Origin of the sequence: Shewanella sp. GutCb, from assembly GCF_002836135.1 — a bacterium.
Lineage (GTDB): Bacteria > Pseudomonadota > Gammaproteobacteria > Enterobacterales > Shewanellaceae > Shewanella.
On sequence record NZ_PJBL01000016.1, the window covers coordinates 1 to 26,114 of the forward strand.

General features: G+C 43.1%; 26 protein-coding genes. 13 read left to right on the top strand and 13 right to left on the bottom strand.

Annotated features, from left to right (window positions below; genetic code table 11):
• The first annotated feature begins 214 nt into the window (after positions 1-214).
• The 4 genes from pepT to CXF86_RS08555 all read left to right on the top strand — a co-directional run bounded on the left by pepT (position 215) and on the right by CXF86_RS08555 (position 4,454).
• The gene (pepT, locus tag CXF86_RS08540; protein WP_101092865.1) at positions 215-1,447 is read left to right on the top strand and encodes a peptidase T; all 1,233 of its coding nucleotides are present in this window, start codon (positions 215-217) and stop codon (positions 1,445-1,447) included.
• A gap of 807 nt (positions 1,448-2,254) precedes the next feature.
• The gene (locus tag CXF86_RS08545; RefSeq protein WP_102038785.1) at positions 2,255-2,965 is read left to right on the top strand and encodes a Rossmann-fold NAD(P)-binding domain-containing protein; all 711 of its coding nucleotides are present in this window, start codon (positions 2,255-2,257) and stop codon (positions 2,963-2,965) included.
• Positions 2,966-3,065: 100 nt separating this feature from the next.
• Positions 3,066-3,767, top strand: a complete 702-nt coding sequence (locus CXF86_RS08550) for a tRNA (adenine(22)-N(1))-methyltransferase (protein WP_102038836.1) — start codon at positions 3,066-3,068, stop codon at positions 3,765-3,767.
• Positions 3,768-3,938: 171 nt separating this feature from the next.
• Positions 3,939-4,454 carry an NUDIX hydrolase gene (locus tag CXF86_RS08555; protein WP_101092674.1) on the top strand — a complete coding sequence of 172 codons (516 nt, stop codon included), beginning with the start codon at positions 3,939-3,941 and terminating at the stop codon, positions 4,452-4,454.
• Positions 4,455-4,525: 71 nt separating this feature from the next.
• Here the strand turns inward: CXF86_RS08555 and CXF86_RS08560 are convergent, their stop codons facing one another.
• From CXF86_RS08560 to CXF86_RS08575, 4 genes are all read right to left on the bottom strand, one after another.
• Positions 4,526-4,894: a DUF6768 family protein gene (locus CXF86_RS08560; RefSeq protein ID WP_102038786.1), complete on the bottom strand. Its 369-nt coding sequence runs from the start codon at positions 4,892-4,894 to the stop codon at positions 4,526-4,528.
• Between the two features lies 1 nt (position 4,895).
• Complete coding sequence (locus CXF86_RS08565; RefSeq protein ID WP_102038787.1) at positions 4,896-5,432, bottom strand: RNA polymerase sigma factor; 537 nt, start codon at positions 5,430-5,432, stop codon at positions 4,896-4,898.
• 247 nt (positions 5,433-5,679) lie between these two features.
• Positions 5,680-6,909, bottom strand: a complete 1,230-nt coding sequence (gltS, locus tag CXF86_RS08570) for a sodium/glutamate symporter (protein ID WP_101092671.1) — start codon at positions 6,907-6,909, stop codon at positions 5,680-5,682.
• Positions 6,910-7,173: 264 nt separating this feature from the next.
• Complete coding sequence (locus CXF86_RS08575; protein WP_101092670.1) at positions 7,174-7,740, bottom strand: DUF4136 domain-containing protein; 567 nt, start codon at positions 7,738-7,740, stop codon at positions 7,174-7,176.
• 163 nt (positions 7,741-7,903) lie between these two features.
• Between CXF86_RS08575 and CXF86_RS08580 the strand changes: the two genes are divergently transcribed.
• From CXF86_RS08580 to ruvX, 4 genes are all read left to right on the top strand, one after another.
• Positions 7,904-8,224, top strand: a complete 321-nt coding sequence (locus tag CXF86_RS08580) for a hypothetical protein (protein ID WP_101092669.1) — start codon at positions 7,904-7,906, stop codon at positions 8,222-8,224.
• Between the two features lie 141 nt (positions 8,225-8,365).
• Positions 8,366-8,695, top strand: coding sequence for a stress response translation initiation inhibitor YciH (gene yciH, locus CXF86_RS08585; RefSeq protein ID WP_101092668.1), 330 nt, complete (start codon positions 8,366-8,368; stop codon positions 8,693-8,695).
• 24 nt (positions 8,696-8,719) lie between these two features.
• On the top strand, positions 8,720-9,280 hold the full coding sequence (locus CXF86_RS08590; RefSeq protein WP_101092667.1) for a YqgE/AlgH family protein: 561 nt from the start codon (positions 8,720-8,722) through the stop codon (positions 9,278-9,280).
• 27 nt (positions 9,281-9,307) lie between these two features.
• On the top strand, positions 9,308-9,730 hold the full coding sequence (gene ruvX, locus CXF86_RS08595) for a Holliday junction resolvase RuvX (protein ID WP_101092666.1): 423 nt from the start codon (positions 9,308-9,310) through the stop codon (positions 9,728-9,730).
• 116 nt (positions 9,731-9,846) lie between these two features.
• Here the strand turns inward: ruvX and CXF86_RS08600 are convergent, their stop codons facing one another.
• Together CXF86_RS08600 and CXF86_RS08605 are read right to left on the bottom strand one after the other, a co-directional pair.
• A complete protein-coding gene (locus CXF86_RS08600; RefSeq protein ID WP_102038788.1) occupies positions 9,847-10,068 on the bottom strand; it encodes a hypothetical protein in 222 nt (73 codons plus the stop codon).
• 213 nt (positions 10,069-10,281) lie between these two features.
• On the bottom strand, positions 10,282-13,077 hold the full coding sequence (locus CXF86_RS08605) for a S9 family peptidase (protein ID WP_180961035.1): 2,796 nt from the start codon (positions 13,075-13,077) through the stop codon (positions 10,282-10,284).
• Positions 13,078-13,744: 667 nt separating this feature from the next.
• Here CXF86_RS08605 and CXF86_RS08610 point away from each other — a divergent pair.
• Complete coding sequence (locus tag CXF86_RS08610; RefSeq protein WP_101092663.1) at positions 13,745-14,755, top strand: isocitrate dehydrogenase; 1,011 nt, start codon at positions 13,745-13,747, stop codon at positions 14,753-14,755.
• Positions 14,756-14,844: 89 nt separating this feature from the next.
• Here CXF86_RS08610 and rlmM read toward each other — a convergent pair whose 3' ends face one another.
• The 4 genes from rlmM to CXF86_RS08630 form a co-directional block, all read right to left on the bottom strand.
• Positions 14,845-15,927, bottom strand: a complete 1,083-nt coding sequence (rlmM, locus tag CXF86_RS08615) for a 23S rRNA (cytidine(2498)-2'-O)-methyltransferase RlmM (RefSeq protein WP_102038790.1) — start codon at positions 15,925-15,927, stop codon at positions 14,845-14,847.
• Between the two features lie 396 nt (positions 15,928-16,323).
• Positions 16,324-16,710 (bottom strand): DUF423 domain-containing protein, encoded by a 387-nt coding sequence (locus CXF86_RS08620; RefSeq protein WP_101092661.1) that lies wholly within the window; start codon positions 16,708-16,710, stop codon positions 16,324-16,326.
• A gap of 67 nt (positions 16,711-16,777) precedes the next feature.
• Complete coding sequence (locus CXF86_RS08625; protein WP_232775181.1) at positions 16,778-17,413, bottom strand: alpha/beta family hydrolase; 636 nt, start codon at positions 17,411-17,413, stop codon at positions 16,778-16,780.
• 91 nt (positions 17,414-17,504) lie between these two features.
• Positions 17,505-18,413, bottom strand: coding sequence for a transcriptional regulator GcvA (locus tag CXF86_RS08630; RefSeq protein WP_102038791.1), 909 nt, complete (start codon positions 18,411-18,413; stop codon positions 17,505-17,507).
• A 182-nt stretch (positions 18,414-18,595) separates the two neighbouring features.
• Here CXF86_RS08630 and CXF86_RS08635 point away from each other — a divergent pair, with 182 nt between their 5' ends.
• Positions 18,596-18,829 (top strand): hypothetical protein, encoded by a 234-nt coding sequence (locus tag CXF86_RS08635; protein WP_101092659.1) that lies wholly within the window; start codon positions 18,596-18,598, stop codon positions 18,827-18,829.
• Positions 18,830-19,091: 262 nt separating this feature from the next.
• Here CXF86_RS08635 and thiI read toward each other — a convergent pair whose 3' ends face one another.
• The 3 genes from thiI to pomA all read right to left on the bottom strand — a co-directional run bounded on the left by thiI (position 19,092) and on the right by pomA (position 22,624).
• Positions 19,092-20,546 (bottom strand): tRNA uracil 4-sulfurtransferase ThiI, encoded by a 1,455-nt coding sequence (thiI, locus tag CXF86_RS08640; protein ID WP_101092658.1) that lies wholly within the window; start codon positions 20,544-20,546, stop codon positions 19,092-19,094.
• Positions 20,547-20,883: 337 nt separating this feature from the next.
• A complete protein-coding gene (locus tag CXF86_RS08645; RefSeq protein WP_102038792.1) occupies positions 20,884-21,852 on the bottom strand; it encodes a flagellar motor protein MotB in 969 nt (322 codons plus the stop codon).
• A 4-nt stretch (positions 21,853-21,856) separates the two neighbouring features.
• Positions 21,857-22,624, bottom strand: coding sequence for a flagellar motor protein PomA (pomA, locus tag CXF86_RS08650; RefSeq protein WP_101092656.1), 768 nt, complete (start codon positions 22,622-22,624; stop codon positions 21,857-21,859).
• Positions 22,625-23,029: 405 nt separating this feature from the next.
• Between pomA and xseB the strand changes: the two genes are divergently transcribed.
• Genes xseB through dxs form a run of 3 tightly spaced genes read left to right on the top strand, consistent with a single transcriptional unit; the run spans position 23,030 to position 26,038 of the window.
• Entirely contained in the window at positions 23,030-23,269 is a 240-nt protein-coding gene (gene xseB, locus CXF86_RS08655; RefSeq protein ID WP_101092655.1) for an exodeoxyribonuclease VII small subunit, read from the top strand.
• Complete coding sequence (gene ispA, locus CXF86_RS08660; RefSeq protein ID WP_101092654.1) at positions 23,270-24,151, top strand: (2E,6E)-farnesyl diphosphate synthase; 882 nt, start codon at positions 23,270-23,272, stop codon at positions 24,149-24,151.
• Positions 24,152-24,172: 21 nt separating this feature from the next.
• Positions 24,173-26,038 (top strand): 1-deoxy-D-xylulose-5-phosphate synthase, encoded by a 1,866-nt coding sequence (gene dxs / locus CXF86_RS08665; RefSeq protein WP_101092653.1) that lies wholly within the window; start codon positions 24,173-24,175, stop codon positions 26,036-26,038.
• Positions 26,039-26,114 lie beyond the last annotated feature (76 nt).

The following is a 26,114-nucleotide window of genomic DNA, read 5'->3' on the forward strand; positions in this document are numbered from 1 at the left end:
ATGGGATAATGGCGACGCTTCAACGCTATACTCACTAACGAAAACAACAAACTAGCGGCAAATTAAACACGCATTAACACCATCCCAGTCACATTTTTAACATCGTCAATTTGTATAATTAGTTTTGAATTCAAAAAAACTTGATCAATATCTAATGAATTCGTTTTGCGCCTTGGTAGACTCTGGCCACTTTTCGATATTAAAAAACTTGAATATGAAACAACATCTACGTGAGCGTTTCCTCAAATATGTCAGTTTTAACACTCAATCTGACGGCCAACACTATAGTGTTCCAAGTACTCATAACCAATTTGTATTTGCCCAATTTCTACGTCAGGAGTTAGTCAGTTTAGGCTTTGATGAAGTGCAACTTTCAGATAAGGGATACTTAACGGCCACGGTACCGGCAACGATTGATAACGTCCCCTGTATTGGGTTTATCGCTCATTTAGATACCGCACCAGATTACTCTGGTGATGCAGTTTCTCCACAAATCATCGAAAACTATAATGGTAAAGACATTGATCTAGGCTTAGAGGAAGTTCTTTCTCCAAGCCAGTTTGATAGTCTTAATCAATATGTTGGCCAGACACTCATTACGACCGATGGCACAACATTGCTCGGCGCTGATGATAAAGCCGGAATTGCCGAAATTATCACTGCGCTACATCACCTCATCACTCACCCTGACATCCCTCACGGCAGAATAAGACTTTGTTTTACCCCAGATGAAGAGATTGGGCGTGGTGCAGACCATTTTGACGTCGAAGGTTTTGGCGCTGAATGGGCCTATACCGTAGATGGCGGTCAAGTTGGCGAACTAGAATATGAAAACTTTAATGCCGCAACCGCAGTCATTACCGCTACAGGTAACAATTGTCACCCAGGCACCGCATTTGGTGTAATGATCAATGCCCAAACGATGGCCGCTCGCTTCCATGCTAAAATGCCATTAAAAGACACGCCTGAATATAGTTGCGATTACGATGGTTTTTTCCACCTTATCGGCATGGAAGGTGTCACCGAAAAAGCAACACTTACGTATATCATCCGAGACTTTGATTTAGCCCTTTTTGAGCAGAGAAAACGCTGGTTGGTCGACTTAGTTGAGAAATATAACCAAAACCTCTCCATTGGCCAGCTATCTATTGAGTTACAAGACTCTTATCTCAACATGAAGCAGCAGATCTTACCTCATCCACATATTATCGATATTGCTAAACAAGCAATGAACAACCTTGATATTGAGCCCATCATTAAGCCCATTCGCGGCGGTACCGATGGTGCTCGCCTTTCATATATGGGATTACCCTGCCCCAATATTTTTACCGGCGGGCACAACTTCCACGGCAAGCATGAATATGTCTGTCTCGAATCAATGGAAAAAGCCAGTCGAACGCTCATTGAAATAGCGAGATTGACGGCACTAGAGCAAATGCTAAATTAAAACACCTGCAAGGTGATTTAACACTGTCACGATCAAAACCTAAATGTGGATTAACTCAAGCTTAATCCACATTTAGGTGCTGTATTATCAAACCTCACGATCGCTATCTATACCCGTTCTACCTGAAGATGCAGGATTCAGTGGGGGTTTAATCAAAGCATTGATTACAAGGAATGGTCGCTCCATTGGTAAAATCATTAATGTAGAGTAAACCCCACTCTTAATATAAAAAGCATACCCATCGGAGAAGGCGTTGTGCAAGCCCACTTCGTTGTTGCACTCACTTAAAAGGGAATAAGCCATTGACAATAAGTCAGGCAACTACTCCTGGACACGCATTTAGCGCTACCGTAGTGCAAGTCAATGATATCTTTGCCCAAGGTGCAGTCATGCCATCGGGCATCTAATAAAGCCGGAACAAAATGCTCAAGCAGGGCATAGCTAGTTAAAGTCGAGCTAAATCAGCCAGAGTTAATTGCTGATATGCCTTTATCTGCTGGTACCGATGCACATGTGGCTGTCTACTCGCCTAACTGGAAAGCATTTTCAATTATCCGAAAGTCATTTTGCGTATGCAAAGCTGGCAAGGTTGGTTGTTTGAAGGCTAGCCTAAATTCTACAACACTCAAAGTGCAGTGATCTCATCAGGTCTATTCCAATACAAAACTCGTTATTAATTTAATGAGTTTTGTATGGTTGTAGTGACTGATGCATAAGCGTAATCATGCAGACAAGATTAAGGGATTCAAATCCAGCTCGTTTGCCCTTAGACTGCAAGCTAACCATTTACGATAGAGACGTTATTTAATGAATGCTGCAATCATTGGCGCAACAGGTTTAATTGGTCGGCTACTTCTGCAAAAGCTGATCGATTCAGCGGCCTACAACAAAATTTTAGTCTTTGGTCGCCGTGAAGCTACGTTTGCAGCATCATTAGCAACTGAAGTCATATTCATCTCCTGCCAATTATCACAATTACCCACTGTCACTGTCGGCGAAAAAATAGACCATGCTTTTTGCTGTTTAGGCACCACGATCAAACAAGCAGGAAGCCAGCAAGCATTTATCGCCGTAGATAAAACGGCTGTTATCGACTTTGTGCAATTATGCCATGCCAGCACTAACCTCGTAGTGACGGCACTGGGTGCTGACGCCCAATCAAGTACCTTTTATAACAGAATTAAAGGTGAAACCGAATTAGCCTTAGCGTCTACGCTAGCCACTAACGAGCAAGCCAAAGGCGCTATCGCCAAGCTTATTTTATTTCAACCGAGCCTACTTTTAGGGGAGCGCTCTCAACACCGACCGCTTGAATCATTGGGGCAATCTGTTTTCAACCTCGTTTCTCCGCTGTTTATCGGGCCTTTAAAACGTTATCAACCCATCTCTGCCAACAGTGTGGCAAGTGCCATGTTAACGATGGCGCTCAACCCTAAAAAGTTATATCCAGTTAATTCAACTAATTCAACGATGGCTGAACGACAGGTGATAAGAGTTCACAACGAAACCATGCTGTGAATATCTATATTTACAGGTTTTATGGAGCTCATAGGGTTTAAATCAGTACAAGATAGATTAGAATGCTTTCCCATTCTCAAACCTAACATCACACATGCAAATGAAAATAAGCCAGCGACTTAGAAAGATAGCCACCATGGTGCACAAGCACTATGACCACATCTGGGATTGTTGCTGCGATCATGGCTTGTTAGGCGCTAAATTATTGGATAACAACTGTGCTGACACCGTCCATTTTGTCGATGTGGTGCCTGATTTAATGCAGGAGGTTTCAGCAAAGTTAGAGCGCTTCTATCCAGTAACTGACGGCAAAGAAAAGCGCTGGCAAGTTCACTGCATCGATGTCGCTTTGTTGCCAATAGCTGATAAAAAGCAATCCCAACTGATCATTATTGCCGGCGTAGGTGGCCAGCTTTTAATTGAGCTAGTACAGGCCATTTTGGCAAAGTATCCGCAGCATTCGCTTGAGTTTATCCTTTGCCCTGTGCATCACATCTTTGAGGTTCGCAAGGCATTAGCCAAACTTAACCTTGGGTTAATCGACGAACATCTTATTGAAGACAACCAACGCTTCTACGAAATTTTGCATGTATCGACGCAATCTCAACAAGCGGTTTCGCTGGTTGGCAATAAAATGTGGGATTTAACTCGCCTAATTGATCAACGTTATTTACAAAAAACCTTAGCCCATTATCAACGTACTCAAGTGGGCTTATTAAAAAAACCAAGCCTAGATGAAGTCCAAAAAAATGAGATAACGCAGATCATCAACGCTTATCAAGCATTACAACCTCAAAGCTGAAATGAGCAATATAACGACCATCATTAAGGTCATAATTGATAGTGCATTAGGCTATCATCTGCACTCTTTTGTAATGGTAAGACTCACAACACAGTAGCTGTACATCTTAACCATTAAGCATGACCTGATAATTAATATTATCGGTATTAGCAACCTAACCCTAAGTGAACTATGCGCCTATTAAAATCCACCATTCACCCCGAACTCGCCTCACTTGAGGGCAAGCGATTCCATCGCCAGGCTGCACGCGGCATTATTCTTGATGGCGAAAATATTCTCATGCTATACACCGAGCGCTATCATGATTACAGCATCCCTGGCGGTGGTGTCGATGAGGGTGAAGATCTGCGCCAAGGGCTAGTGAGAGAGCTTGAAGAGGAGACCGGTGCACAACATATCGATATTTTAAGTGAATTTGGCTGCTATGAAGAGTTTCGACCTTGGTACAAAGATGACTTTGATTTAGTGCATATGGAGTCATATTGCTATGTTTGCACCATTCATCCAGAACTGGGTGAAACTCGACTTGAGCAGCATGAGATCCAAAATGGCATGCGCCCTCTATGGATTAATATTCACCAAGCCATAGCTCACAATGAACATACCATTGCCAACAGTCCTAAAAAAGGCATGTCGATAGAACGTGAGACATACCTGTTAAAACTCATTGTAGAAGAATTGCTTTAGGCTTTGAATAACGGTTCTAAATAGCAATGAAGAACCGTCACCTTAACAGTAAGCGCTTAACTTAAGTCAATTTAGCCTTGATCCCGTTTTTCAATCGCCACTTCAAGGCGCTTTATTTCCCGCTGAATGGCGTTACGGTTCATTTCATTGAAGGTCCACATCTTTATCGCTATCTGCATCATACTGCTCAATAACAGTGTCACGCCCCACTTAATTAACGCAGCTTCGCTCTCTACAACGAAAAAGAATTGATAGCCCGACCACAACATTAACCCACTGAGTAACACGGCGATAAAACTCATTAATATCATCCAGCCGCCGAGCCGTCCCTTGTAAGCATCTCCTAGCATCCCAAACAGTGTTGGGTCCTGGCTGCGTGTTGCATTAACTTGCTGTTGCTCTCTTGCCAATTCTTGACGAATTTTTTTGTCGATATTCATATTAGTTCTCCTGCTCTATCTGTTGTTTGAGCATTTTTCTAGCCCGAAATAAACGAGACTTAACGGTGCCTATTGGGACCTCTAGTATTCTTGCAATATCAGTGATGCTAAATTCTTGTAAATAAAACAGGTATAGCACCTGACCTTCTACCAGTGGGATCTGTGCTAATAATGCTTTAAAGCCATCGGTACTATTATTAGCGTTAACCTCATCGCTATCATTCGAAATCGGCGCTACGACCTCAATATTTTCAATGTTTTGATAATGCTTTTGCTGTTTAATTAAATCCAGAACTTGCCAACGTACTAACTTGAACACCCAAGCATTAATCGTGGCTGGGTCCTGAAGTTTATGGATAGTTCTCGACAGCTTTAACAGAGCCTCCTGCACCGCATCTTCAGCCAAATTAACATCCCCTGCCACTTTGACTGCAAAGCCTATCGCGCTCGGATAGAAGTGATGACATAAGGCAGAGAATGACTGCTGACTACCCGCTTGAGTTTCAAGTGCCCACAACTCAATTTGCGCTTGCTGCATCGTGTGATCATCTCTCCATTAGCCCATTTGTATTAAAGACGATAGATATTGATAAAAGGTTCATTTAGAAGTTGAGAATAGTCTTTCTAACTGAACAAGATGAAAAGGTATGACAGGGTGAGACATTAGCCCTGTATCGAAAAGATTCGATACAGGGCTGGTTCTTTGATAACCAGCCAGTGAATAAGAAGCTGTAGGTCTGAAAATAAAAAAGGGAGCAAAAGCTCCCTAATCACATAGCATCAGCTTAGAAATAGACAAATAGATTAATAATCATTGCGTTAATAATGTCGATAAAGAAACCACACACTAACGGTACAATAATAAATGCCCTGTGCGCCGCGCCGTACTGTTGCGTTACCGCCGTCATATTCACAATTGCGGTCGCAGTTGAACCCAAAGTCACCCCGCCAAAACCAGAGCAGATCACTGCGGCCTCGTAGTCTTTGCCCATAAAACGAAACACTACAAAGATAGTAAACACCACCGAGAGGAACACTTGCAGCGTCATAATCACCGAAATGTATAATAAACTTCCCTCAAGTTCCCAGATCTTCAGACTCATCAGCGCCATGGTTAAAAACATACCAAGACAAATATCTTGAATTAACGATAACCCTCGCGAAGCATCTTCAATATAAGTTATGTCTTTGTTCTTACGTCGATTCAATATCACTCGACCTAAATTACCGATGATAATACCTGCGAGAAGACAAGCGACGAACATCGGCAGTTTCAGACCCGCTTCTTGCATCGCAAGATCAATAAAGTAACCGATAATAAGCGTCACGTTTAGCCATAACCAAGCACGTAACACACCAAAATAATCGACCTTCATATGTGCAGTATTATTTTGATGGCTGGCACCAATATCGAGTTCATCGTTATTATTAGCTTTAACTTGATGGCGCTTCATTAAGTAAGCAGCAATCGGACCACCAATAACACACGCTGAAATAAGCCCTAATGTATTTGATGCAATACCGAGTTCACTGGCGTTAACAATCCCTAATTCTTCAACAAACGTCGGCGTCCAAGCCATAGCGGTACCGACACCCCCTATCAATGCGATAGAACCTGACATCAAGCCCGCTTTAGGATCTAAACCAAACAAGGTCGCAACACCAACACCGGTAAAGTTCTGCAGAAATATAAACACGCTAGCTAAGACGATTAAGATGAGTAAGGGTTTTCCGCCCTTTAACAGCGTCGCAAAATCGGCTTTCAGACCAATTCCGGCAAAGAAGTAGAGCAATAAGGTATCTCTAACGGCTAGGTTAAATTCAATCTGAATATCAAATGCGTAATACAGTATCCCCACCGTAGCAGCACAAGCAAAACCGCCAACGACAGGCTCAGGAATACTGTACTTACGTAATAATTCATAACGAGAGATAATTGCCTTACCAATAAATAAAGCAATAATCGCTAATGTGAAAGACACAAAGTCCTTTATTTCAACTAGTTGTGGTTCCATAAAACAGGTTTCCTCCCAACAAACATTCAAATTCTAGACTATAGATACATCGACTCTCAGGCGAGATAAAGTGCTTTAACAAATGGCTCCTCTAAAAAAGCCGCTTAATACCAAACCTAACACGTTTCAACTTGATAACAATAGCAACCCGCAACAAACCAGTAACACTGACCACTAAATGCAACTTTGACGATTCACCTATCCACTGTTATCCCAAAAAAGACCAAAAAAAAACGGCCTTGCGGCCGTTTGTTATTGAGTCTTTTATTTCTCAGGTTGAGGTGGATAGTTTTGCAATAACGCACCAATGGCGATATTAACGACTTCCACTCTCTCTTCTGGCGTATCTTTATCGCGCATAGTGTCAGCTACTGAACCACGCCATACCAACTTGCCTGATTTTGTATCAACGAAGTCTAGAATCAGGGTTCCGACTTCATATTCACGGACCGTAGTTTGAGTATGCCCAACTCCGCCCATTCCACCCCGACCCCAACCAGCGCCATAATAAGGGTTGTAGCCATAATTAGTATTAAAGGTGTCGACATTAATCTTCTTGTCGACTTTAGTGAGGTAGTTCACCAACACATCCGCTTTATCAGCACTAACCATGCTCAGCCCTTTTAGCTGCAGCTGATCATTAACCGCAGCGCGCACACGCTGATCCATTAACCCATCGAGGTGATATGTCGCATCAGCGGTCTTTTTCTCAACCCAAGCATAAGTTTTAACATCAGTAAAATTTACGGCTGGATCATAGTCAGAGCTCGTTTTAAGAGAGCTACAAGCACTCAGTGCTAATGCAACGATAATTACCAATAACTTGTTCATGTTTTCTCCATCCACGCTTAAAGGCGTTCAACATTGTTTAAAGAAGCTTACATAGCAATCTATTAATCTACAACTCAATTTTAGAAAATACTCCGCTTGTTCAGCTTGACTTAAGCCTTTAACTTAATGATAATGATTATCAATTACTTTCTTGGGTTTTATTATGCTTTGGTTTATTGTTGCACTCACGGTTGCGAGTATTATGTTTCTGTTAACCCCAGAAAAAGTGGTTGAGCGGACTGAAAGCACCACCTCATTCTTGGATAAGTTCAGTCAGCATTCACTGCTCGTTTTGCCCGTCACCATATTAACCTGGATGGTAGTGGCCATAATGAGTGCTCCTGTGACACCTTTTGCAGGAACAGCCATCGGCTTTGTACTGACCTCATGCGCCGTAGCGCTACCACAACTGCATAAATATCTGGCCGTCATTGCCAGTTTAACCTTTGGCGCATTACTGATAGAACTGGCGTTATATTTGTAGCTGTCAGTAAGTAAACTCTCTTAGTCGATAACGCGTTTTTTGTACTCGTTATCCGCTGAGATAGATATCCTCTTTTTATCACTCCCGCTTCAACGTCATCTTTGTTAAACTAGCTCAATCAGTAAATCACTAATCATACTTATGAAATCCGATCCTAATGTCTCATTAGTTTATAGCACCGATTGCGGTAGAATCACTGCAGATAAAGCCCCTCAAAGCGCACCTCAGGGTGACGGTATTGTCAGGATCCATAAAGACAGTAAGGGCCGAAAAGGCAAAGGCGTTTCAGTGATTAAAGGGCTAGGCCTGTCAGAGAAAGATCTTAAAGCACTCGCACAAAAATTAAAGAAGCAATGCGGTTGTGGCGGCACGGTTAAAGACTTTTGTGTTGAAGTTCAAACTGATAATAGAGAACAACTTAAAACACTTATCGAAAAGCTAGGTTACACAGTCAAGCTAGCTGGCGGCTAGTCGCTTCTGTACAAAGGATGTTTTATGGATAGCTTACAAAACAATTTACTTATCGCGATGCCTTCTTTAACTGACACTTTTTTCGAGCGCTCACTGATCTACATCTGCGAGCATGATGAAAAAGGTGCCATGGGCATTATGATTAATCGACCGAGCGGTATTGTCGTCGATGAACTTCTGCTGCAGATGGAATTAACCGAAGAGCCACAGCCTGTGACATCGCTAGGGAAAGAGGTTCTCGTCGGTGGGCCCGTTAACCCTGAACGCGGCTTTGTTTTGCATACCCATCAAGATTGTTGGAGCAACAGTGAGCAAATTACGGATTCGTTGATGTTAACGACCTCACAAGATGTTCTCAGCTGTTTAGGTTCCGATAAAGCACCTGAAAAGTTTGTTATCGCACTGGGTTATGCCGGCTGGACACGAGGTCAATTAGAGCAAGAACTCGCCGACAACGTGTGGTTATCGGTTCCTGCAACACCCGCTCTTTTGTTTGATGTTGAACATGAACTCCGCTGGCAGCAAGCTGCAGAATCTTTAGGTTTTGATATCTGGCAACTGTCTAATTTAGCAGGACACGCTTAAGCTGTAACCACAGTAATGGAATGTAATATGAGTTATCAGAGTGTATTAGGGTTTGATTACGGTACAAAAAGTATCGGCATTGCTATTGGGCAAGAGATCACAGCAAGCGCACGTCCGTTAATGTCAATAAAAGCCGTTGACGGTATTCCTAAGTGGGAAGAAATTGGCAAGATTATCACCGAATGGCAACCAGACCTTATCGTCGTAGGCTTGCCACTCAATATGGACGGTACAGAGCAAGAAATCACACTTAGAGCCAAGAAATTTGGCAATCGACTCAATGGTCGTTTCGGTATAAAAGTAGTGACTCAAGATGAGCGATTAACAACAGCCGATGCCAAAGCAAGGCTGTTCGAGATGGGTGGCTATAAAGCGTTAACTAAAGGACAAGTCGATGCGATGTCTGCTGTGCTCATTATCGAAAGTTACTTTGAGAACCAGCATGGCTAGAGTCATTCATCGCTAGCCACCGAATTAACAGTCATCAAGCTCAAATTAATCAAAGTAAAAAGCAGCTCATTAGCTGCTTTTTTCATGGAAGAACCGGTATTAAACACACATTACAGTTACTTTTTTGTGTTAGGTTCTTTGTCTTTTTGGCTCTCTTCTTGCTGCTTCAGCAACAACTCAAGCTTTTCTTTTTCCTGCTGCGCCTTTATCTGTTCCTGAGTTACTTTATTTTCCCACTCAGGCTCCCCTTCCAATGGTGCTTTGGCATTAACAGACATAGACAGGACTAACAGACATGAGGCGCTGATAACATGACTCAAGAATATGACATTTTTCATTATTACTTCCCTGTAGTTTAGAGCGACGTCCTGAAGCTCTTTATTCTGACTTGCCTTATAAACATATCAGGCTTTGCAAGAAAATCAATAACTCCAACTACACCATTTCTTATCGTGCATTCGATTTATCGCCGATGGTTGATGTAGACTCGATAAGGCATAAAAAATGCCGAGATAGTTAACTATCTCGGCATTTTTATTCAGGGTTAATCACTAGCCAGCTTTTTTATACTCAGTATAAGCTTCACCTTCGGTTAACCATTTTGGCGCGGGCTTACCCTTTAGGTAGTGATCAAAATATTCCATCATGCGAATACTATAATCGAGCTTATTTGGGTATTTTTTAAGATGATGTGGTTCATCTTGGTATTGAAGCAACACCACATCTTTTCCGGCACGGCGCATCGCCAGATACATTTCAATCCCTTGCTCCCAAGGTACCGCATCATCTTTATCACCAAACATAATCATCATCGGCGTTTTAATGCGCTCAACGTAAAATACCGGTGAATTTTCAATATACTTCTGTGGCGACTTAAATAAACTCTCACCAATTCGGCTTTGGCCAGTTTCATACTGGAACTGTCTCGCTAAACCACTACCATGACGAATACCACTATAAGCACTTGTCATATTCGTCACTGGAGCACCGGCTACCGCCGCTTTAAAGATATTGGTTTTAGTCACTGCAAATGCGGTTTGATACCCCCCCCATGAGTGACCTTGGATCCCGACAGCTTGCGGATCCGCAACGCCCATATCAATAAGATGCTGTACGCCTGAGGTTAATGCTTGCACTGAAGAATCACCTGGATAACCCACTTCAAAACGGATATCAGGTAGGAAAATGGCATAACCATTATCAGCAAACCAAGCAAAGTTAGGGCGATGGTTAATTTTCATTTGTGGGAACGCATGCAATCTATCACTCATAAAGCGATAGAAATAAACCAGCACAGGATAACGTTGCCCTTCGACATAGTTGGTTGGCTTAATCAGCACACCATCTAACGGTTTTCCATCGCCATTGGTCCAATGAACCAACTCCGATTTACCCCAGTTAAATGCACGCTTCTGTTTATCAAGATCAGTTTGACGAGTCGCCTTTTGTGGCGATTCGTACTGTGCAGTATAAAGATCTGGGAACAGATCATATCTCTCTTTAGAGAATACAATCGTCTTGGCATCTTCACTGCGTGCAAGCACCTTCAACTTATAATCGCCAGCGATCAGCTTCGTCACACCCGCAGTGCCAACCTGAGCTTGATAAAAGCCATCACCTTTACTGATATCACTGTAACCTTGCAGCAGCACTTGTGCATTATTAGCTAGAACGCTTGGGTAACCTTTATCATCAACTAAGCCCTCTAGACGATATTGGATCCCCGCTTTACGCCCTTTGCCCGCCGTTAAATTAAAGGCCTCATAAGAGAGCGTGTTCAACTGCCAGATATCATATTTATCATAGATTAACAGGCCTGAATCATCTGCAATCCAAGGACCAAAACCATAACCGGGTGCATTAGATGGATAATCGTGATCTTCATCAGCAAAAGAAACGTCTAAGTTTTTAGTGATATTGATGCGTCTGTCATTGGCGACTTCATACAGGAAAACATTTCCTTGCTGGTAGTAAGCAACAAACTTTTCGTTTGGTGATAATTCAGGTTCTGCATCGCTGCTTTGCTGGGTTAACACCGGGATTTTATGCCCCGTATTTAAATCTACCAGATAAAAGTCTCGATAAAATCCCGCCCAGGTGATCATCTTTCGATATGGCAGGTCTGAGCTTGCGAGTACAAAACGAGTCTGTTGTTCAACTTCCATGTCAGGTACTTGAAGATCGGCAAGCTGAACCAAATTGTTCCCAGCCACGTGTAACACGGCAAGATACGTGCGTTTCAGCTCTTTCTTATACTGCTTTACTTCATGAGGTTTTATACGTGGGTCATCACCGTGCCAAACACGTAATTCTCTCTCGCCAGTAATGATATCTTGATTATACAGGTCAGCTTCTTTTTCAACTTTTGCCAATTCAATTTGTTGACTCACTTGTGGCACGCGGCCAAAAAACAAGCGCTGACTATCATCCGAGAAACGCAGTGTTGCGTATCGATTCAAAGTCCATTCTTTCGACGTTGGTGTTGGCGTGACTTTTCCAGACGCGATATTGAATAGAGATAATCGATATTCTCGTCCAAAAGGCGCTTGTCGAGCATCACCCGCTGTGAAACCTAAATACTGTCCATCATCACTCAATGCCACTGAGCCCAGCTGTTGCTGTTTCAAACGGTGTACTATTTTGGCGGTATTGTCAGCCAATGACATCAGTCTCAGTTCGTGCTTATCAACAGCGAAATTATTAATGGCTAATGCAAAGTGTTTACCTGACTTATCAAAATTGAACGCGGTTACATCTTTAAACGTTATGGATTTCAAATTACTAAGCGACACAAGCTCAACAGTGGTGCCTTTATCATAGTCATCGACTTTGCTGTCTTTTTTACTCGTTTTAGGCTTATCTTTTGCTTTAGCGTCTTTTTTCTTATCTTCCGCTTCATACCAAATGGCAATATGTGAGCCCGTATCGTTGAATTTAAACGATTTAACACGTTCATAACGAAGCTCAACGCCAGTGCTAGTATCAACTAACACCATTCCTGACTTTAATTTCTTCTTCTCTTTCGCTGACGCCATTTCAGACGCGAGTAAAGGCACTTTATCAACAAAGGCGACGTAACGACCGTCATGACTCACCTTTGGCTTAGTGCCGCCTTTTACACTAAACTCTTTTTTAGTGCTGAGGTTTTTAACGAGGCCACGGCTATCGCCTCTATCCGGAGAGACTTCTACTGCCAGTGTTTTCCCCGTATCAGAGATAACCGGTTTGCTAAGCGATTCAAATCGCATTATATCATCGGGAGTAATAGGAGAGGCAGCAGCAAGCAAACTTGCAGGCAATAAACTCGCTGTAAATAACAGCAATGATTTACTCGGTAATAACGTCAAGGTCTTCCTCATTATTATATTGATATTGGGTGCGATTACTCTTTCGAGTTTAGTTTTTGTTCGTCTCTTTATGATAAAAAATAATGGTTTTAGTACATCATTCACTACCCATTTCTGTCATAAAAGAATAACGGCGTTGAAACGAGCCCGTAGGGCCGCACTTCTTGTTAATTTTCGTGGTGTTGTGGGCCATTGTGGAAAACGACGAAACGACCTAGCCTTCGCCTTGCCAAAATAGCCAATAAACAGCCAATAAACAGCGATAAAGACAACCATGAAAGGTAAACAGCCCTTAGACTAAAGTAGACTTTTTTAACCTTTAACGATCAATCATCCTCATATGCAGTGATTTATGCAAGTTACCCTACAGAAAAAAACGTGAGATTGCTCACTAAATCCTGTAAAAAGTGTTTAAAAGTGTTTAAAATACGTCGCACAAAAAGAAAATAATACTAAGGCATGTTGTTCTTCCTTTTTAGGAAGCTGTTGCCCTTGAATAAATGCTGGAGCTATATAGAGGTTATTGAGTCCAAATGGGCCTCAATCGCTGATAAAGCCAGTATTTCTTCAAGTGCAGCATTTACAAACAACACGCCTTAATTCACTTACTGTGTCTTACGACATGGTCAGACAATTGCAGTAACGCCGCAGCGCGGTAGGACTATCCATGACAAAAAGAACTATAACCGTAATCCCAGGTGATGGGATTGGCCCAAGCATTATCGATGCAGCGATTAAAATTCTCGATAAAGCGGGTTGTAACTTTGAGTATGAATTTGCTGATGCAGGTTTAGTTGCTCTCGAAAAGCACGGTGAGCTATTACCTCAACGCACGTTAGATTTGATTGAGAAAAACCGTATTACGTTAAAAGGCCCTCTAACAACGCCAGTGGGTGAGGGCTTTACCTCTATTAACGTCAGCCTACGTAAGCAATTTAGCTTATATGCCAACGTTCGCCCTGTACTGTCTTTTAAAGGTACTCAAGCACGTTATGACAACATCGATATCATTACTGTTCGTGAAAATACCGAAGGTATGTATTCAGGTTTAGGCCAAACTGTTTCTGATGATGGTGCAACAGCTGAAGCCACAAGTATTATTACCCGTAAAGGTGCTGAGCAAATTAGCACTTTCGCTTATGAACTCGCACGTAAAGAGAACCGTAAAAAGGTCACTATCGTTCATAAAGCTAATATTATGAAATCGACTTCAGGTCTATTCTTGAAAGTGGCACGTGAAGTTAGCTTGCGTTACCCAGACATCACCACTGAAGAGATGATTGTCGATGCAACTTGCATGAAACTCGTGATGAACCCAGAGATCTTTGACGTTATTGTTACCACTAACTTGTTTGGTGATATCTTGTCAGATCTTTGTGCAGGTCTTGTGGGGGGTCTAGGTATGGCTCCTGGCGCAAACATTGGTAAAGATGCCGCTATCTTTGAAGCTGTACATGGCAGTGCGCCGGATATTGCTGGTAAGAACCTAGCAAACCCAACATCGGTGGTCCTAGCGTCTATCCAAATGCTTGAGTACTTAGGCATGTCAGATAAAGCAGAGCTTATCCGTAGCGCAATCACTGCTGTAATTGCAGAAGGCGACCGTACGACTCGCGATCTCGGTGGTACTCACGGTACAACTGACTTCACACAAGCGGTTATCGAACGTCTTTCATAAATAGACTTTTCATGCGCACCGCGCACTAAAAAGGCCCCAAGTGTTAAACACTTGGGACCTTTTTTATTAAGCAGACTAAACAAAATTAGTTACGAAGATTGGGCCGGCTTTAGGCACAAATGCACTGTGACTTCGTCACGGTCATGATAAAGATGTTTAGCTGCAATACTAAAATCTTTAATACCATTCTCTTTCAAAATATCTGCCATCGTTGCCAATATCGTCGACACTTCTTTATAACGCGTCTTCATTGGCAACTTTAAGTTAAATATTGCTTCCTTAAACCAACCGTTAATCGCCCAAGCTTCAACGAGCTCTGCAACACGTGCTGGCTTTTCAATCATATCGCAAACCAACCAAGAGATGTTCTTTCTCGGAGGTTCAAAACGGAAACCATCGGCTTGATAATGCTTTACCTGGCCTGTTTCCATTAATTTTTCATCCATTGCACCGTTATCAACAGCAGCAACGAACATACCACGCCTGACAAGTTGATAAGTCCAGCCACCAGGGCAAGCACCTAAATCAACCGCTCTCATACCACTACTAAGACGAGTCTCATGCTCTTCTTTAGGAATAAAGTGAATAAAGGCTTCATCTAGCTTTAAGGTAGAACGGCTTGGCGCATCGGCTGCTACCTTAAGACGCGGGATCCCCATAAAATAAGGAGAACTATTATTACTTAACGACAAACCAACATAGGCTTGTCCTGGTCCGACAAAACAGACATGGATTATAGGCCGTTTAGGATTTTCTTTGTCCAGTAAGGTACCCGACTTTCTCAGCGCCTGTCTTAATGGTACCGTAAACTTACGGCAGAAATTAGACAGCTCTTTTGCTTCGTTAGTATCAGGCGTTTCAACGCGTAGTTCACCCGCGTACTGGATGCCAGCTAAGGCCTCAACAATCGGCGAGATACGGTCTTGCTCTGGTAATCCCTTCAACAATGCTTTGGCGGCAAACATCTGTCTTGCAAAAATCAATGAATCCAAACTGATCTTCTTCGCCAGTATTTCAGCATCGCCCGCTTGGAAGCACTGAAAAATAACATAGGCATCATTGGTGTTGGTTTTAACAAATCCACCAATATCGTGCTCTGCAGCACGCACTTGGATCTCTGCCGCGCAATCTTTCTCATAACCAGCACGGCAAAATAAAAATAGGTTTATCATTGAATTTCCTGAAGATAACAAATAAAAATAGCGGCCAACAAAGTTGCTGCCCGCTATTTTACACTTTTACGGCCCACTAGTGTACTGCCAGTGTGCTAATGCTTAACGGCCGTCGATTTTTCAGTGCTGTTTGTGCCACTGTTTACGGGCTATTTGGGTAAGGCGATACTATACAGCTTAGTGATTCTGCCCACTAATTCTACAACACAGCAAAAATAGTCAAGTAATGCGGTTCGGAGGCTTGGTTTAAATGCTGCTCATATTTTGCAACCACAATACGTTATGAATGCTTCGATTAAGCCGCTAAGCGAAGCATTCATATTTTTGTACTAAATCATTATTGTCTCTATGAAAACAATCGAATCGAACTCGGTTCGAAAGACCAGCCCCCCTCGCTTAGTCGAGCTCTTTTACTCTGTTACGCCACACGGCCACAGCAATAAGTAACCAGCCCAGTAGCAAGCACACTCCGCCTAATGGGGTAATGGGACCGGTCCATTTAGCCCCTAACAACGCATAGAGGTATAGTGAACCGGAAAACAGCATGGTACCTACAATAAATAGGTAACCTGCCCAATCAAGCAAACGAGATTTAAGCCAATGACCCGCAAAAGCCACTGCGATTAACGCAAACGTATGGTAGAACTGATACTCCACACCAAGGTTAAAAATCGCAATCATCTCTGCCGTCGTCACATTCTTAAGGCCGTGAGCAGCAAAAGCCCCCAGCGCTACCGACATAAAACCACTCAACGCTGCCAACAATAAAAAACCATTACGCATTTAGCCTCCTAAATATCATCGGCATACAAGCCGAGAGAAAGATTAAGTTTACTGCCATCTCAAAGCATTACGGTTTAATGAATGCCTGAATAAGTGAGATAGCTTGATCTAGGTTAGCGGTTAGCGTGGTGCCTGACGACTTCCTTGGTTTAAAACTATGATCGCCATCCGTTAACCAATGCAATTGTACTTTGTCCATCACCGGCCAAGTCTCAACCAAGCCCTTATGACCAAATTTATCTCGCTCGCCTTGAATAACTAATATAGGCGCACTGCACTTCTCGATGGGCTCTAAACGGGGCTCACCGCCTTTTAACGGAATAAATGGGTAACCTAAGCAAACAACGCCATCAACAGCGAGACTCTCAGCCAGGATGGCCGACATGCGGCCTCCCATCGACTTACCGACTAAATAGATTTTTCGAGGCTTAAATTGGTGCTTTAAAATGCTCAGTTGTAACGCATAGTCAGCAATCAGTTTCGGAGCTCTATCTGGCGGACGGCGTTTACCGTCAATAGCATTGGCGCGCATATAAGGGAAATTGAAGCGGGCAATACGTAAATTACCGCCATCACCAAGCGCTAGACCGTTCGCCATGGTGGTCATAAACTCATGATGCATATTGGCGCCAGCACCGTGGATCAATATCACTAGCGTATCGCAATCACTTAGTTTTTCGGTGCTACAATCAGGCTCAAGCAGATATTGGCTAGCATCAAATGCCAGCTCCTCAATACCTATCTCAGCCACCGCGGTTGTCAGTCTGCCATCTAAGTAAGCTTGCTTTAAATTATCATGTAAGGAGCTCACTGCGGGTCTCCTCTTCAAACATGTCTAACATCCACTCTCTAAAAGCAGCAACCTTACCTATCTCGGCATGATTCTGTTGGCTGACTAGGTAATATGCATTTTTACTGACTAGAACCTCAGGGAACGGACATACTAGACGACCGGCTTTAATATCTGGCCTTGCCAGTACACTGAAGCCTAGCGCCACACCTTGACCATGAGCAGCAGCTTGCAACACCAAAGAAGAATGACTAAATATGGGACCTTGGTTCACATTAATATCAGTAATTCCACATTGTCTAAACCATGCCTGCCAAGATTCGCGGCTAGAGTCGTGTAACAAGGTATGATTTTTCAGATCACTGGGCTTTTCTAACGGCTTAGGACCATTCAATAACATCGGTGAGCAAACCGGAATAAGCACCTCATTACGTAGCTTATCAGCACGCATTCCGGGCCAGTTCCCTAAGCCATAATAGATGGCCACATCGACGTCATCAGTTAAAGAACCGTCTTCATTATCAACCGCTTTAATTCGCACATCGATATCAGGATTTTTCTCGGTGAATTTTGCTAAACGAGGTACTAGCCATTGAATGGCAAAACTCGGCGAAGTCGCTACAGTCAAGGAACCGATGGCACTTCTGGCAAGTAAACGGTCAGTCGCATCGGCAAGCTGTGTAAAGATATCTTTGATATCAAGAAAGTATCCTTGCCCCTCTTCTGTTAACAGCAGCGAGCGGTTTTTACGTCTAAATAACTTGAGCCCTAAATATTCTTCTAATGCCTTAATTTGATGACTTACTGCCGCCTGAGTAACAAACAGTTCCTCCGCCGCGCGTGTAAAGCTCAAATGCCTTGCTGCTGCCTCAAATGCTTTGACAGCATTAAGGGGGGGTAGTCGTCTAGCCATAGTGATCAACGTCTCATTTTTGGATTAGTTTTTCTAATGCTCATTGTTACATTTTATCGTTTGTAAAGACCAGTGATTTTGGTTAAATTCTGCGCCAACGAAATGACACTCGTTGGACAACCTCTACGACGTAATTGGGGAATGTCTAACAACCCAAATTTTAAGCCTGGAGGCTACCGAACATGTTAAACCTAAAATCTGTATTTGTTATCGCTCTTCTGTCAGCTTCTGCCACTGTTAGCGCAGATGAGATCACTATCGATACCACTGGCCTTGAAGCTACATTAACGGCTAACCTCGCAGAAAGCATGGAATTAATGCAAACACAGTTAACGACTGAGTTAAACACTATGCTGGTTGCTGATGAGCAAAAGCAAGAAGATAAAGAAACTGCTTCGATTCAGTTAGCTGATTAATACACTTATTACGCCTAAACATCTGACTTGATATAGTCAGACGTTACACTGTAATAAACGCAGCATGCGGCTCTCTGGCGCTTTAATTGCACATTAAAGTTAGCGCCATAGATGGAGCCTAGTCTCAGTCTTGCTGTTATCACATATAAAAACCACCGCTTAAGGTGGTTTTTTTGTGTCTATCGAAATACTTTCAGATTTTATTCCATAAAAAAAGCGACTTTAAAAGTCGCTTTTTGATCGGGAAAACTAATGACTATGACTAAGGGCGATAAACTTTTACATTACTGTAACCTTGATCCTGTAGATACAGAGCTTGTAGCTTGCTCATTACTCCACGGTCGCAATACAATAAATAAGTCTTCTCTTTATCAAGATCGGCAAATTGTGTCGACAGCTTATAAAAAGGAATCGCTTTAATTTCTATCCCCTCTATTACAAGCGGATCTTTCTCTTCCTCTTCCGGTGCACGCACATCAATGATGATTTCATCAGCATTGATTGCAGCAACCGTTTCAGCTGCGGTTATTTTAGTGTCCATTTGAGCGGCAATATCTCTAATGTCCATAATAACTGCGTCGTCAATCACTCTATCAAGCAGATCGTCTGAAAACTTAGCTTCTTCAGCTTCAATTTTTGCCAATACAGCTTTCACTGTCGGTTTTTTCGAAATCACGCCACAATATTCAGGGATAGTTTTAGCAAAGTCTTCGGTACCGATTCTGCGACAGGTATCAATAATATCTTGTTTATCCATCGCGATAAGCGGACGCAATATTAATAGCTCTGTGCAACGGTCAATAACATTAAGATTGGTCAACGTCTGGCTAGAAACCTGCCCCATCGCTTCCCCTGTCACTAATGCTTGAATACCCATTTTATCAGCAACACGGGCTGCTGCGCGCATCATCATACGCTTAAGCACAACGCCCATTTGCCCATTATCGACGCGTTCTAAAATTTCTTGTACAACGGGATCGAACGGCACAGAGATAAACTTAACTCGATGTGATTCACCGTATTTCTGCCACAAATGGTAAGCCACCTGCTTAACACCAATTTCGTGTTGATCGCCACCTAAGTTAAAGAAACAATAATGGGTACGAGAACCACGCTTTATGAATTGATAACTCGACACACCAGAGTCAAAACCACCTGAGATTAATGACAACACATCTTCTTGAGTGGCCATGGGGTAACCACCAAGGCCTGGAATACGCTTATCAACAAGGTAAAGTTGCTCGTTATCAATTTCGAGATTTACCGTTATATCTGGATTTTTCAAGCGAACGCCAGCAGCTTCAGTAAATTGGTTTAGCCCACCACCAACATAACGTTCAACTTCAATTGAGTTAAAGTCATGTTTACCAACACGCTTAACACGCACGCAGAACGTCTTACCTGCGAGTTCTTCTTTATAGACTGCCAATGTTTGCTGATAGATATCATCCATAGATTCAAAGGTGCTCACTTCGACTTGCAGCACATGCGCAATACCAGGAATACAAGCGAGGCGTTCAGCAAAGGCTTCAACCAAATCGGGTCTATCATCTGGCACCATAACCATGATTTTGTCCCATTGGCGCTGTACTTTCGCAGACTCATCTACTTTTTTAAGTACATTACGAATATTGGTTTCAAGCATTTTGGTAAAGCGCATTCTTACCGGCTTGCTTTTCATCATGATTTCAGGAAACAGTTTTACGATAAATTTCATTGGTCTTCCGCGGGAACAAGTTTAAACAGCAATGGCGAGATTATAACAATATCCAAGCACAATTGCGTATATCAGATCAGACATTATCCACGATATATTGCAAACTGAGACCATGAATATCGCACTTATGCTCAATAAGGATATAAAGCTGACGATTAATGGGGTAGGAAAGTAGCCACTCTGTGTACAGCGTAAACAATAACAGCCATAAAGTGAGCGCTCACTCTTGATGATAAGATCCCGAACGTTCACAGCCTGCTAAAATCCAACAATGGGCAAAACTACGATTGTTGCCATCGATGTAATAGCAACAATTTATCGAGGATCAGATTGAGTATTACGGGGAAACTTGGATTTCGTCTGACTCTTTAGGCTTACCTTGTTCGATAGCAATTTCAACACGGCGATTACGTGCTCTATTGGCCTGAGAGTTGTTTTCAACTAACGGCGCAGTCGAAGCCATCCCCACCACTTTTAGCCGCTGCTGATCAAAACCTGCTACTTTAATCATTTCATGGGTGACTGCGACGGCACGTTTACTGGATAGATCCCAATTTGAGCTATACAACTCATTTGAGATATTTAAATCATCTGTGTGTCCTGACACCGTTACAATACCGGGAACATCTTTTAGTAACTCGCCAACACGCCTAACAATCGGCTTAAAGCGTGGCTGCAAAAAGCCTGAGCCTGACGCAAATGCGCCTTTCTCACGGATCCGAATAATAATCTGTTGACCTAGCGACTCAATTTCAATGGCACCATCAACAATCTCTTTGTTGAGCTCTTGAGCCATCTTCTTAACTTGTTGATTGATTTTATCCTGCGCAGCAGCTTCTGCTTTTTTCGCTTCGCTTTCAGAATCTGCGGTTGATTTAGCTAACGCTTTTGCATCTTCTTGCTCTTGCGCTGTCGACGATGATTCACCGCCTCGCTGTTGACCGCGTTGCTGCTGTACACCGCCAGCACTATCATCTTCACCCGCTTGAAACTCTAGCATGGGCTCGGTCATTTCATTGGTTTGCTGATTAATAATTTCAATTGGAGTCGATTCTGGGCGGCCCGGTCTAAACTCTAATGCAATCACCGATGTCCCTTTGGGAATATCTTTCACTTCGACTTTATTCTGTACCCCAAATGCATACTTCATTGAACCCGCAATCTGCTTGAACTTCATCACGTCCATTTCAGAAAAAGCCAACAGCAACACAAAGAAACACATTAGCAGAGACATTAAATCAGCAAACGTGGCTAACCAAAGCGGCGCACCAGCAGGTGGACATTCACATTTGGCTTTTTTAGCCATCGCGCTATGCTCCGTCCATGGTATTGATGGTACGAGACTTTTCAGAGAGATAATTTTTGAGGAAACCTTCAATGACTCGAGGGTTTTGACCATCTTGAATAGCCAATACGGCATCCATAATCAAATTACGGTTTAGCATCTCTTCGTTCATTCGAAGCGATAATTTATCGGCAATGGGGATCGCCACCATGTTAGCGACCACGGCGCCATACAGCGTCGTCAGCAGTGCAACCGCCATTGCTGGACCAATCGATTTAGGATCATCCATGTTTGACAACATGCCCACGAGTCCAATTAGCGTACCAATCATGCCCATTGCTGGCGCAACATCGCCTATCGATTTAAAAATACCAATCCCGGTTTTATGGCGTTCTTCGGTGAGCGCGATATCTTTTTCAAGTGCGTCTCTGACAACATCGCCATCATGACCGTCGACTAACATATCAATCGCTTTTTGCATAAAGCTGTTGCTAATCTCAGCCTCTTCCAACGCTAAAAAACCACCTTTTCGTGCGGCATCAGCCATCGTAATAGACTGTTCAATCAGTTCTTCAGGTTTATCGATTTTAAAAATAAATGCTTTGGCTGCAATTTTAGCAGAGCCTAAAAATTGCTTGAGGTTATATTTCATCATTACGACAAATAACGAACCAATCATCACAATTAAGATAGAAGGTACATTGATGAAAATACCGATCCCGCCGCCACTTGCCATCGCCATGATAACAAACCCAAACGCGCCAATCAGTCCTATTAGGGTTGCTAAATCCAAAACCGCTCCTCAAATACCAATCTATTCGCTATACAACTTCAATCGAATGCTAACAACATTCAAAACTCACACGCAAGCGTCTACTCAAAAACAATAGCGACAATATTACGCCTTCACTGTGACAGCAAGCACCAACTAAACAAACGGCTAAATAGCGTACAAATTTTCAATATTGCACCTTATATAGCGACCGAAGTTAAGATCTCTTGAGTGATATTTCCCGCAATTGTTGCGCTATTTCCGTTAAAATAGATCCCAACTACATAAACAACGTATTGCAGTAACAAGCCGATAGCGGAATTTATGCACGAAAGCGTGCTTTCACGCAAATACTCAACGGCTTAGTTTGACCCTTGTGCCCTGCTGATATACTTTGTGTATCGCTTAATTCTAGGAATCATCATCGTGGCAAAAAAACCTGAAAATCTCTCTTTTGAAGAATCGCTTTCCGAATTAGAAAAAATCGTTGCGGACTTAGAACACGGCGATGTGTCCCTCGATGATGCGTTAAAACAGTTCGAACGTGGAATTAAACTGGTAAGAAATAGTCAGAGTAAGCTTGAAAATGCACAGCAAAAAGTAGCGGTGTTAATGACGGATGAAGGTGTCGACACCTTAAAGCCTTATGAAATAGAGGGTGAGTAATTGTTAGCAGAGGCACTTGGTAAATACCAACAACGCATTAATCTTCAGCTGTCATCTCGTATAGATGCACTTGCCGATACCGATCCTCGTCTAAAAGCGGCCATGAAACATGGCGCATTAATTGGCGGGAAACGTATTAGGCCATTTCTCGTCTATGCTATTGGCGATATGCTAAAAGTTAAGCTTGAGACCTTGGATGAATGCGCTGCGGCAATCGAATGTGTTCACGCCTACTCTCTCATCCATGACGACCTACCCGCTATGGATAATGATGCACTTCGTCGTGGCCAGCCAACAGTGCATATTGCCTATGATGAAGCGACGGCTATTTTAGCAGGTGATGCTTTACAGGCACTTGCATTTGAAATCATCAGTGAGCCCATCAAAAACATCACCCCATCACAGAATTTAGCGATGGTTAAAGCCTTAGCGAATGCCTCTGGGTATAATGGCATGTGTGGTGGCCAAGCGATGGATTTAAGGGCGACAAATAAACAGATAGAGCTTGCAACACTGATTCAGCTGCATCAGCTTAAAACAGGTGCATTGATCCGTTGCGCAGTCGAATTTGCCATTATTGCCGCTCAAGTTAATGATGAAGAGCGACAAGCTTTACTTGATTTCGCCGATGCCATTGGTCTCGCGTTTCAAGTACAAGACGATGTATTAGATATTATTGCCAGTACCGAAGAGCTTGGAAAACCTCAAGGTTCTGACACAGATTCAAATAAGAGCACTTATCCAAAGTTGCTTGGTTTAGAGGGCGCCCAAAAAACTGCTACAAGTTTGATTGAGGACGCACTATCAGCGCTGGCTAAATTACCATACAATAGCCAGTTAATTGCCGAATTCGCCCGTTATATCATTGAGCGAAGAGTTTAATAAAAGACAAAGAATCTCGTTATGAGTTTTGATATTTCTCAATTCCCTGTGCTTGCACAGGCAAACACCCCTGATGAGCTAAGACAGCTCCCTCAAGCCGTTCTGCCACAACTGGCTGACGAACTTCGAGGTTTCCTTTTGAAGTCAGTGGCTAAATCAAGTGGCCATTTTGCCTCAGGACTTGGCACAGTTGAACTGACTGTGGCCATTCATTACGTCTATAACACACCATTCGATCGATTAATTTGGGATGTAGGCCACCAAGCTTACCCGCATAAAATCTTAACGGGTCGTCGTGAAAGAATGCACACCATCCGTCAAAAAGGTGGGATCCACCCTTTTCCTTGGCGTGAAGAAAGTGAGTACGATACCTTCAGCGTAGGCCATTCTGGTACCTCTGTAAGTGCTGCGCTCGCGATGGCAATTACTGCGGAAAAAGAGCAAGCCGGACGCAAAGTAGTCTCCGTTATCGGTGACGGTGCGATGACTGGCGGCATGGTATTTGAAGCCATGAACCATGCAGGCGATCTTCACAACGATATGCTGGTGATCCTCAACGACAATGAGATGTCTATCTCTGAAAATGTGGGTGCGCTCAATAATCACCTTGCCCAGCTAATGTCGGGGCGTTTCTACACCACGATTCGTGAAAGCAGCAAGAAAGTCCTTAAGGGCATGCCTGTTATCAAAGAGATGGCAAAACGCACTGAAGAACACCTTAAAGGCATGGTCGTTCCTGGCACCATGTTTGAAGAGCTAGGCTTTAACTATATTGGTCCCATTGACGGCCATGATGTTGATGCGTTAGTTGAGACATTGCGTAATATGCGTAACCTCAAAGGGCCACAGATTTTACATATCATGACTAAAAAAGGTCGTGGTTACGAGCCCGCTGAAAAAGATCCTATTGGTTGGCATGCAGTGCCTAAATTTGATCCCTCTACATTTGAAAAACCGGTAAGTAAACCGAGTAACCCAACCTTCTCACAGGTGTTCGGTAAGTGGCTTTGTGATGTTGCCGAGAAAGATGAAAAGCTACTCGCTATCACCCCTGCCATGCGTGAAGGCTCTGGTATGGTTGAGTTTTCACAGCGTTTTCCAGGGCAGTATTTCGATGCTGCCATCGCCGAGCAACATGCAGTGACCTTAGCAGCAGGCTTTGCGTGTGAGGGTTACTCACCGGTTATTGCTATCTATTCAACGTTTTTACAACGTGGATACGATCAACTCATTCATGATGTTGCACTGCAAAAACTACCGGTGTTGTTCGCGATTGATCGCGGCGGGATTGTGGGTGCCGATGGCCCTACTCACCAAGGCGCGTTCGACTTAAGCTTTATGCGAACGGTGCCTAACATGGTGATCATGACGCCGTCTGACGAGAACGAATGTCGACAAATGCTCTATACTGGCTATCGCTATAAAGCAGGGCCGACAGCAGTGCGTTACCCTCGTGGCAGCGCGACAGGTGCTAAACAGGTTGAAACCATGACCGAGGTACCTATCGGTAAAGGCTTGATCAAGCGCCGTGGCCAGAAAGTCGCTATCCTAAACTTTGGCACAACACTAGCCAACAGCTTACAGGCAGCCGAAACGCTTGATGCCACTGTTGCTGATATGCGTTTTGTTAAACCACTTGATGTCGATCTGGTCAAAGCGTTAGCTGAAAGCCATGATGTATTAGTGACCGTTGAAGAAAATGCCATTATGGGCGGCGCAGGTTCAGCGGTGCTCGAGTTACTGCAAACGCTTAAATTGCCAAAGGCGGTATTGCAGATTGGTCTGCCCGATGAGTTTATTAAGCATGGCGCGCCAGATGAGATTATTAGTGAGATTGGATTGGACGCTGCAGGTATTCAAAAGCAAATTGAAGACTATCTAGCCTAAGATTAACGTCACTAAGACGATGAGCTTAACCGCATAAAAAAGGACTGCATTTGCAGTCCTTTTTAGTTTCAAAATA

Bases quoted from the DNA above. Each gene is read 5' to 3' on its own strand.
- CXF86_RS08560 (WP_102038786.1), bottom strand. From the start codon at position 4,894: ATGAATATCGACAAAAAAATTCGTCAAGAATTGGCAAGAGAGCAACAG.
- CXF86_RS08610 (WP_101092663.1), top strand. From the start codon at position 13,745: ATGACAAAAAGAACTATAACCGTAATCCCAGGTGATGGGATTGGCCCA.
- dxs (WP_101092653.1), top strand. From the start codon at position 24,173: ATGAGTTTTGATATTTCTCAATTCCCTGTGCTTGCACAGGCAAACACC.
- rlmM (WP_102038790.1), bottom strand. From the start codon at position 15,927: ATGATAAACCTATTTTTATTTTGCCGTGCTGGTTATGAGAAAGATTGC.
- CXF86_RS08635 (WP_101092659.1), top strand. From the start codon at position 18,596: ATGTTAAACCTAAAATCTGTATTTGTTATCGCTCTTCTGTCAGCTTCT.
- CXF86_RS08600 (WP_102038788.1), bottom strand. From the start codon at position 10,068: ATGAAAAATGTCATATTCTTGAGTCATGTTATCAGCGCCTCATGTCTG.
- CXF86_RS08565 (WP_102038787.1), bottom strand. From the start codon at position 5,432: ATGCAGCAAGCGCAAATTGAGTTGTGGGCACTTGAAACTCAAGCGGGT.
- CXF86_RS08555 (WP_101092674.1), top strand. From the start codon at position 3,939: ATGCGCCTATTAAAATCCACCATTCACCCCGAACTCGCCTCACTTGAG.
- pepT (WP_101092865.1), top strand. From the start codon at position 215: ATGAAACAACATCTACGTGAGCGTTTCCTCAAATATGTCAGTTTTAAC.
- thiI (WP_101092658.1), bottom strand. From the start codon at position 20,546: ATGAAATTTATCGTAAAACTGTTTCCTGAAATCATGATGAAAAGCAAG.
- CXF86_RS08545 (WP_102038785.1), top strand. From the start codon at position 2,255: ATGAATGCTGCAATCATTGGCGCAACAGGTTTAATTGGTCGGCTACTT.
- CXF86_RS08590 (WP_101092667.1), top strand. From the start codon at position 8,720: ATGGATAGCTTACAAAACAATTTACTTATCGCGATGCCTTCTTTAACT.
- CXF86_RS08580 (WP_101092669.1), top strand. From the start codon at position 7,904: ATGCTTTGGTTTATTGTTGCACTCACGGTTGCGAGTATTATGTTTCTG.
- CXF86_RS08575 (WP_101092670.1), bottom strand. From the start codon at position 7,740: ATGAACAAGTTATTGGTAATTATCGTTGCATTAGCACTGAGTGCTTGT.
- CXF86_RS08620 (WP_101092661.1), bottom strand. From the start codon at position 16,710: ATGCGTAATGGTTTTTTATTGTTGGCAGCGTTGAGTGGTTTTATGTCG.
- CXF86_RS08550 (WP_102038836.1), top strand. From the start codon at position 3,066: ATGAAAATAAGCCAGCGACTTAGAAAGATAGCCACCATGGTGCACAAG.
- yciH (WP_101092668.1), top strand. From the start codon at position 8,366: ATGAAATCCGATCCTAATGTCTCATTAGTTTATAGCACCGATTGCGGT.
- ruvX (WP_101092666.1), top strand. From the start codon at position 9,308: ATGAGTTATCAGAGTGTATTAGGGTTTGATTACGGTACAAAAAGTATC.
- gltS (WP_101092671.1), bottom strand. From the start codon at position 6,909: ATGGAACCACAACTAGTTGAAATAAAGGACTTTGTGTCTTTCACATTA.
- CXF86_RS08630 (WP_102038791.1), bottom strand. From the start codon at position 18,413: ATGGCTAGACGACTACCCCCCCTTAATGCTGTCAAAGCATTTGAGGCA.
- CXF86_RS08645 (WP_102038792.1), bottom strand. From the start codon at position 21,852: ATGGCTAAAAAAGCCAAATGTGAATGTCCACCTGCTGGTGCGCCGCTT.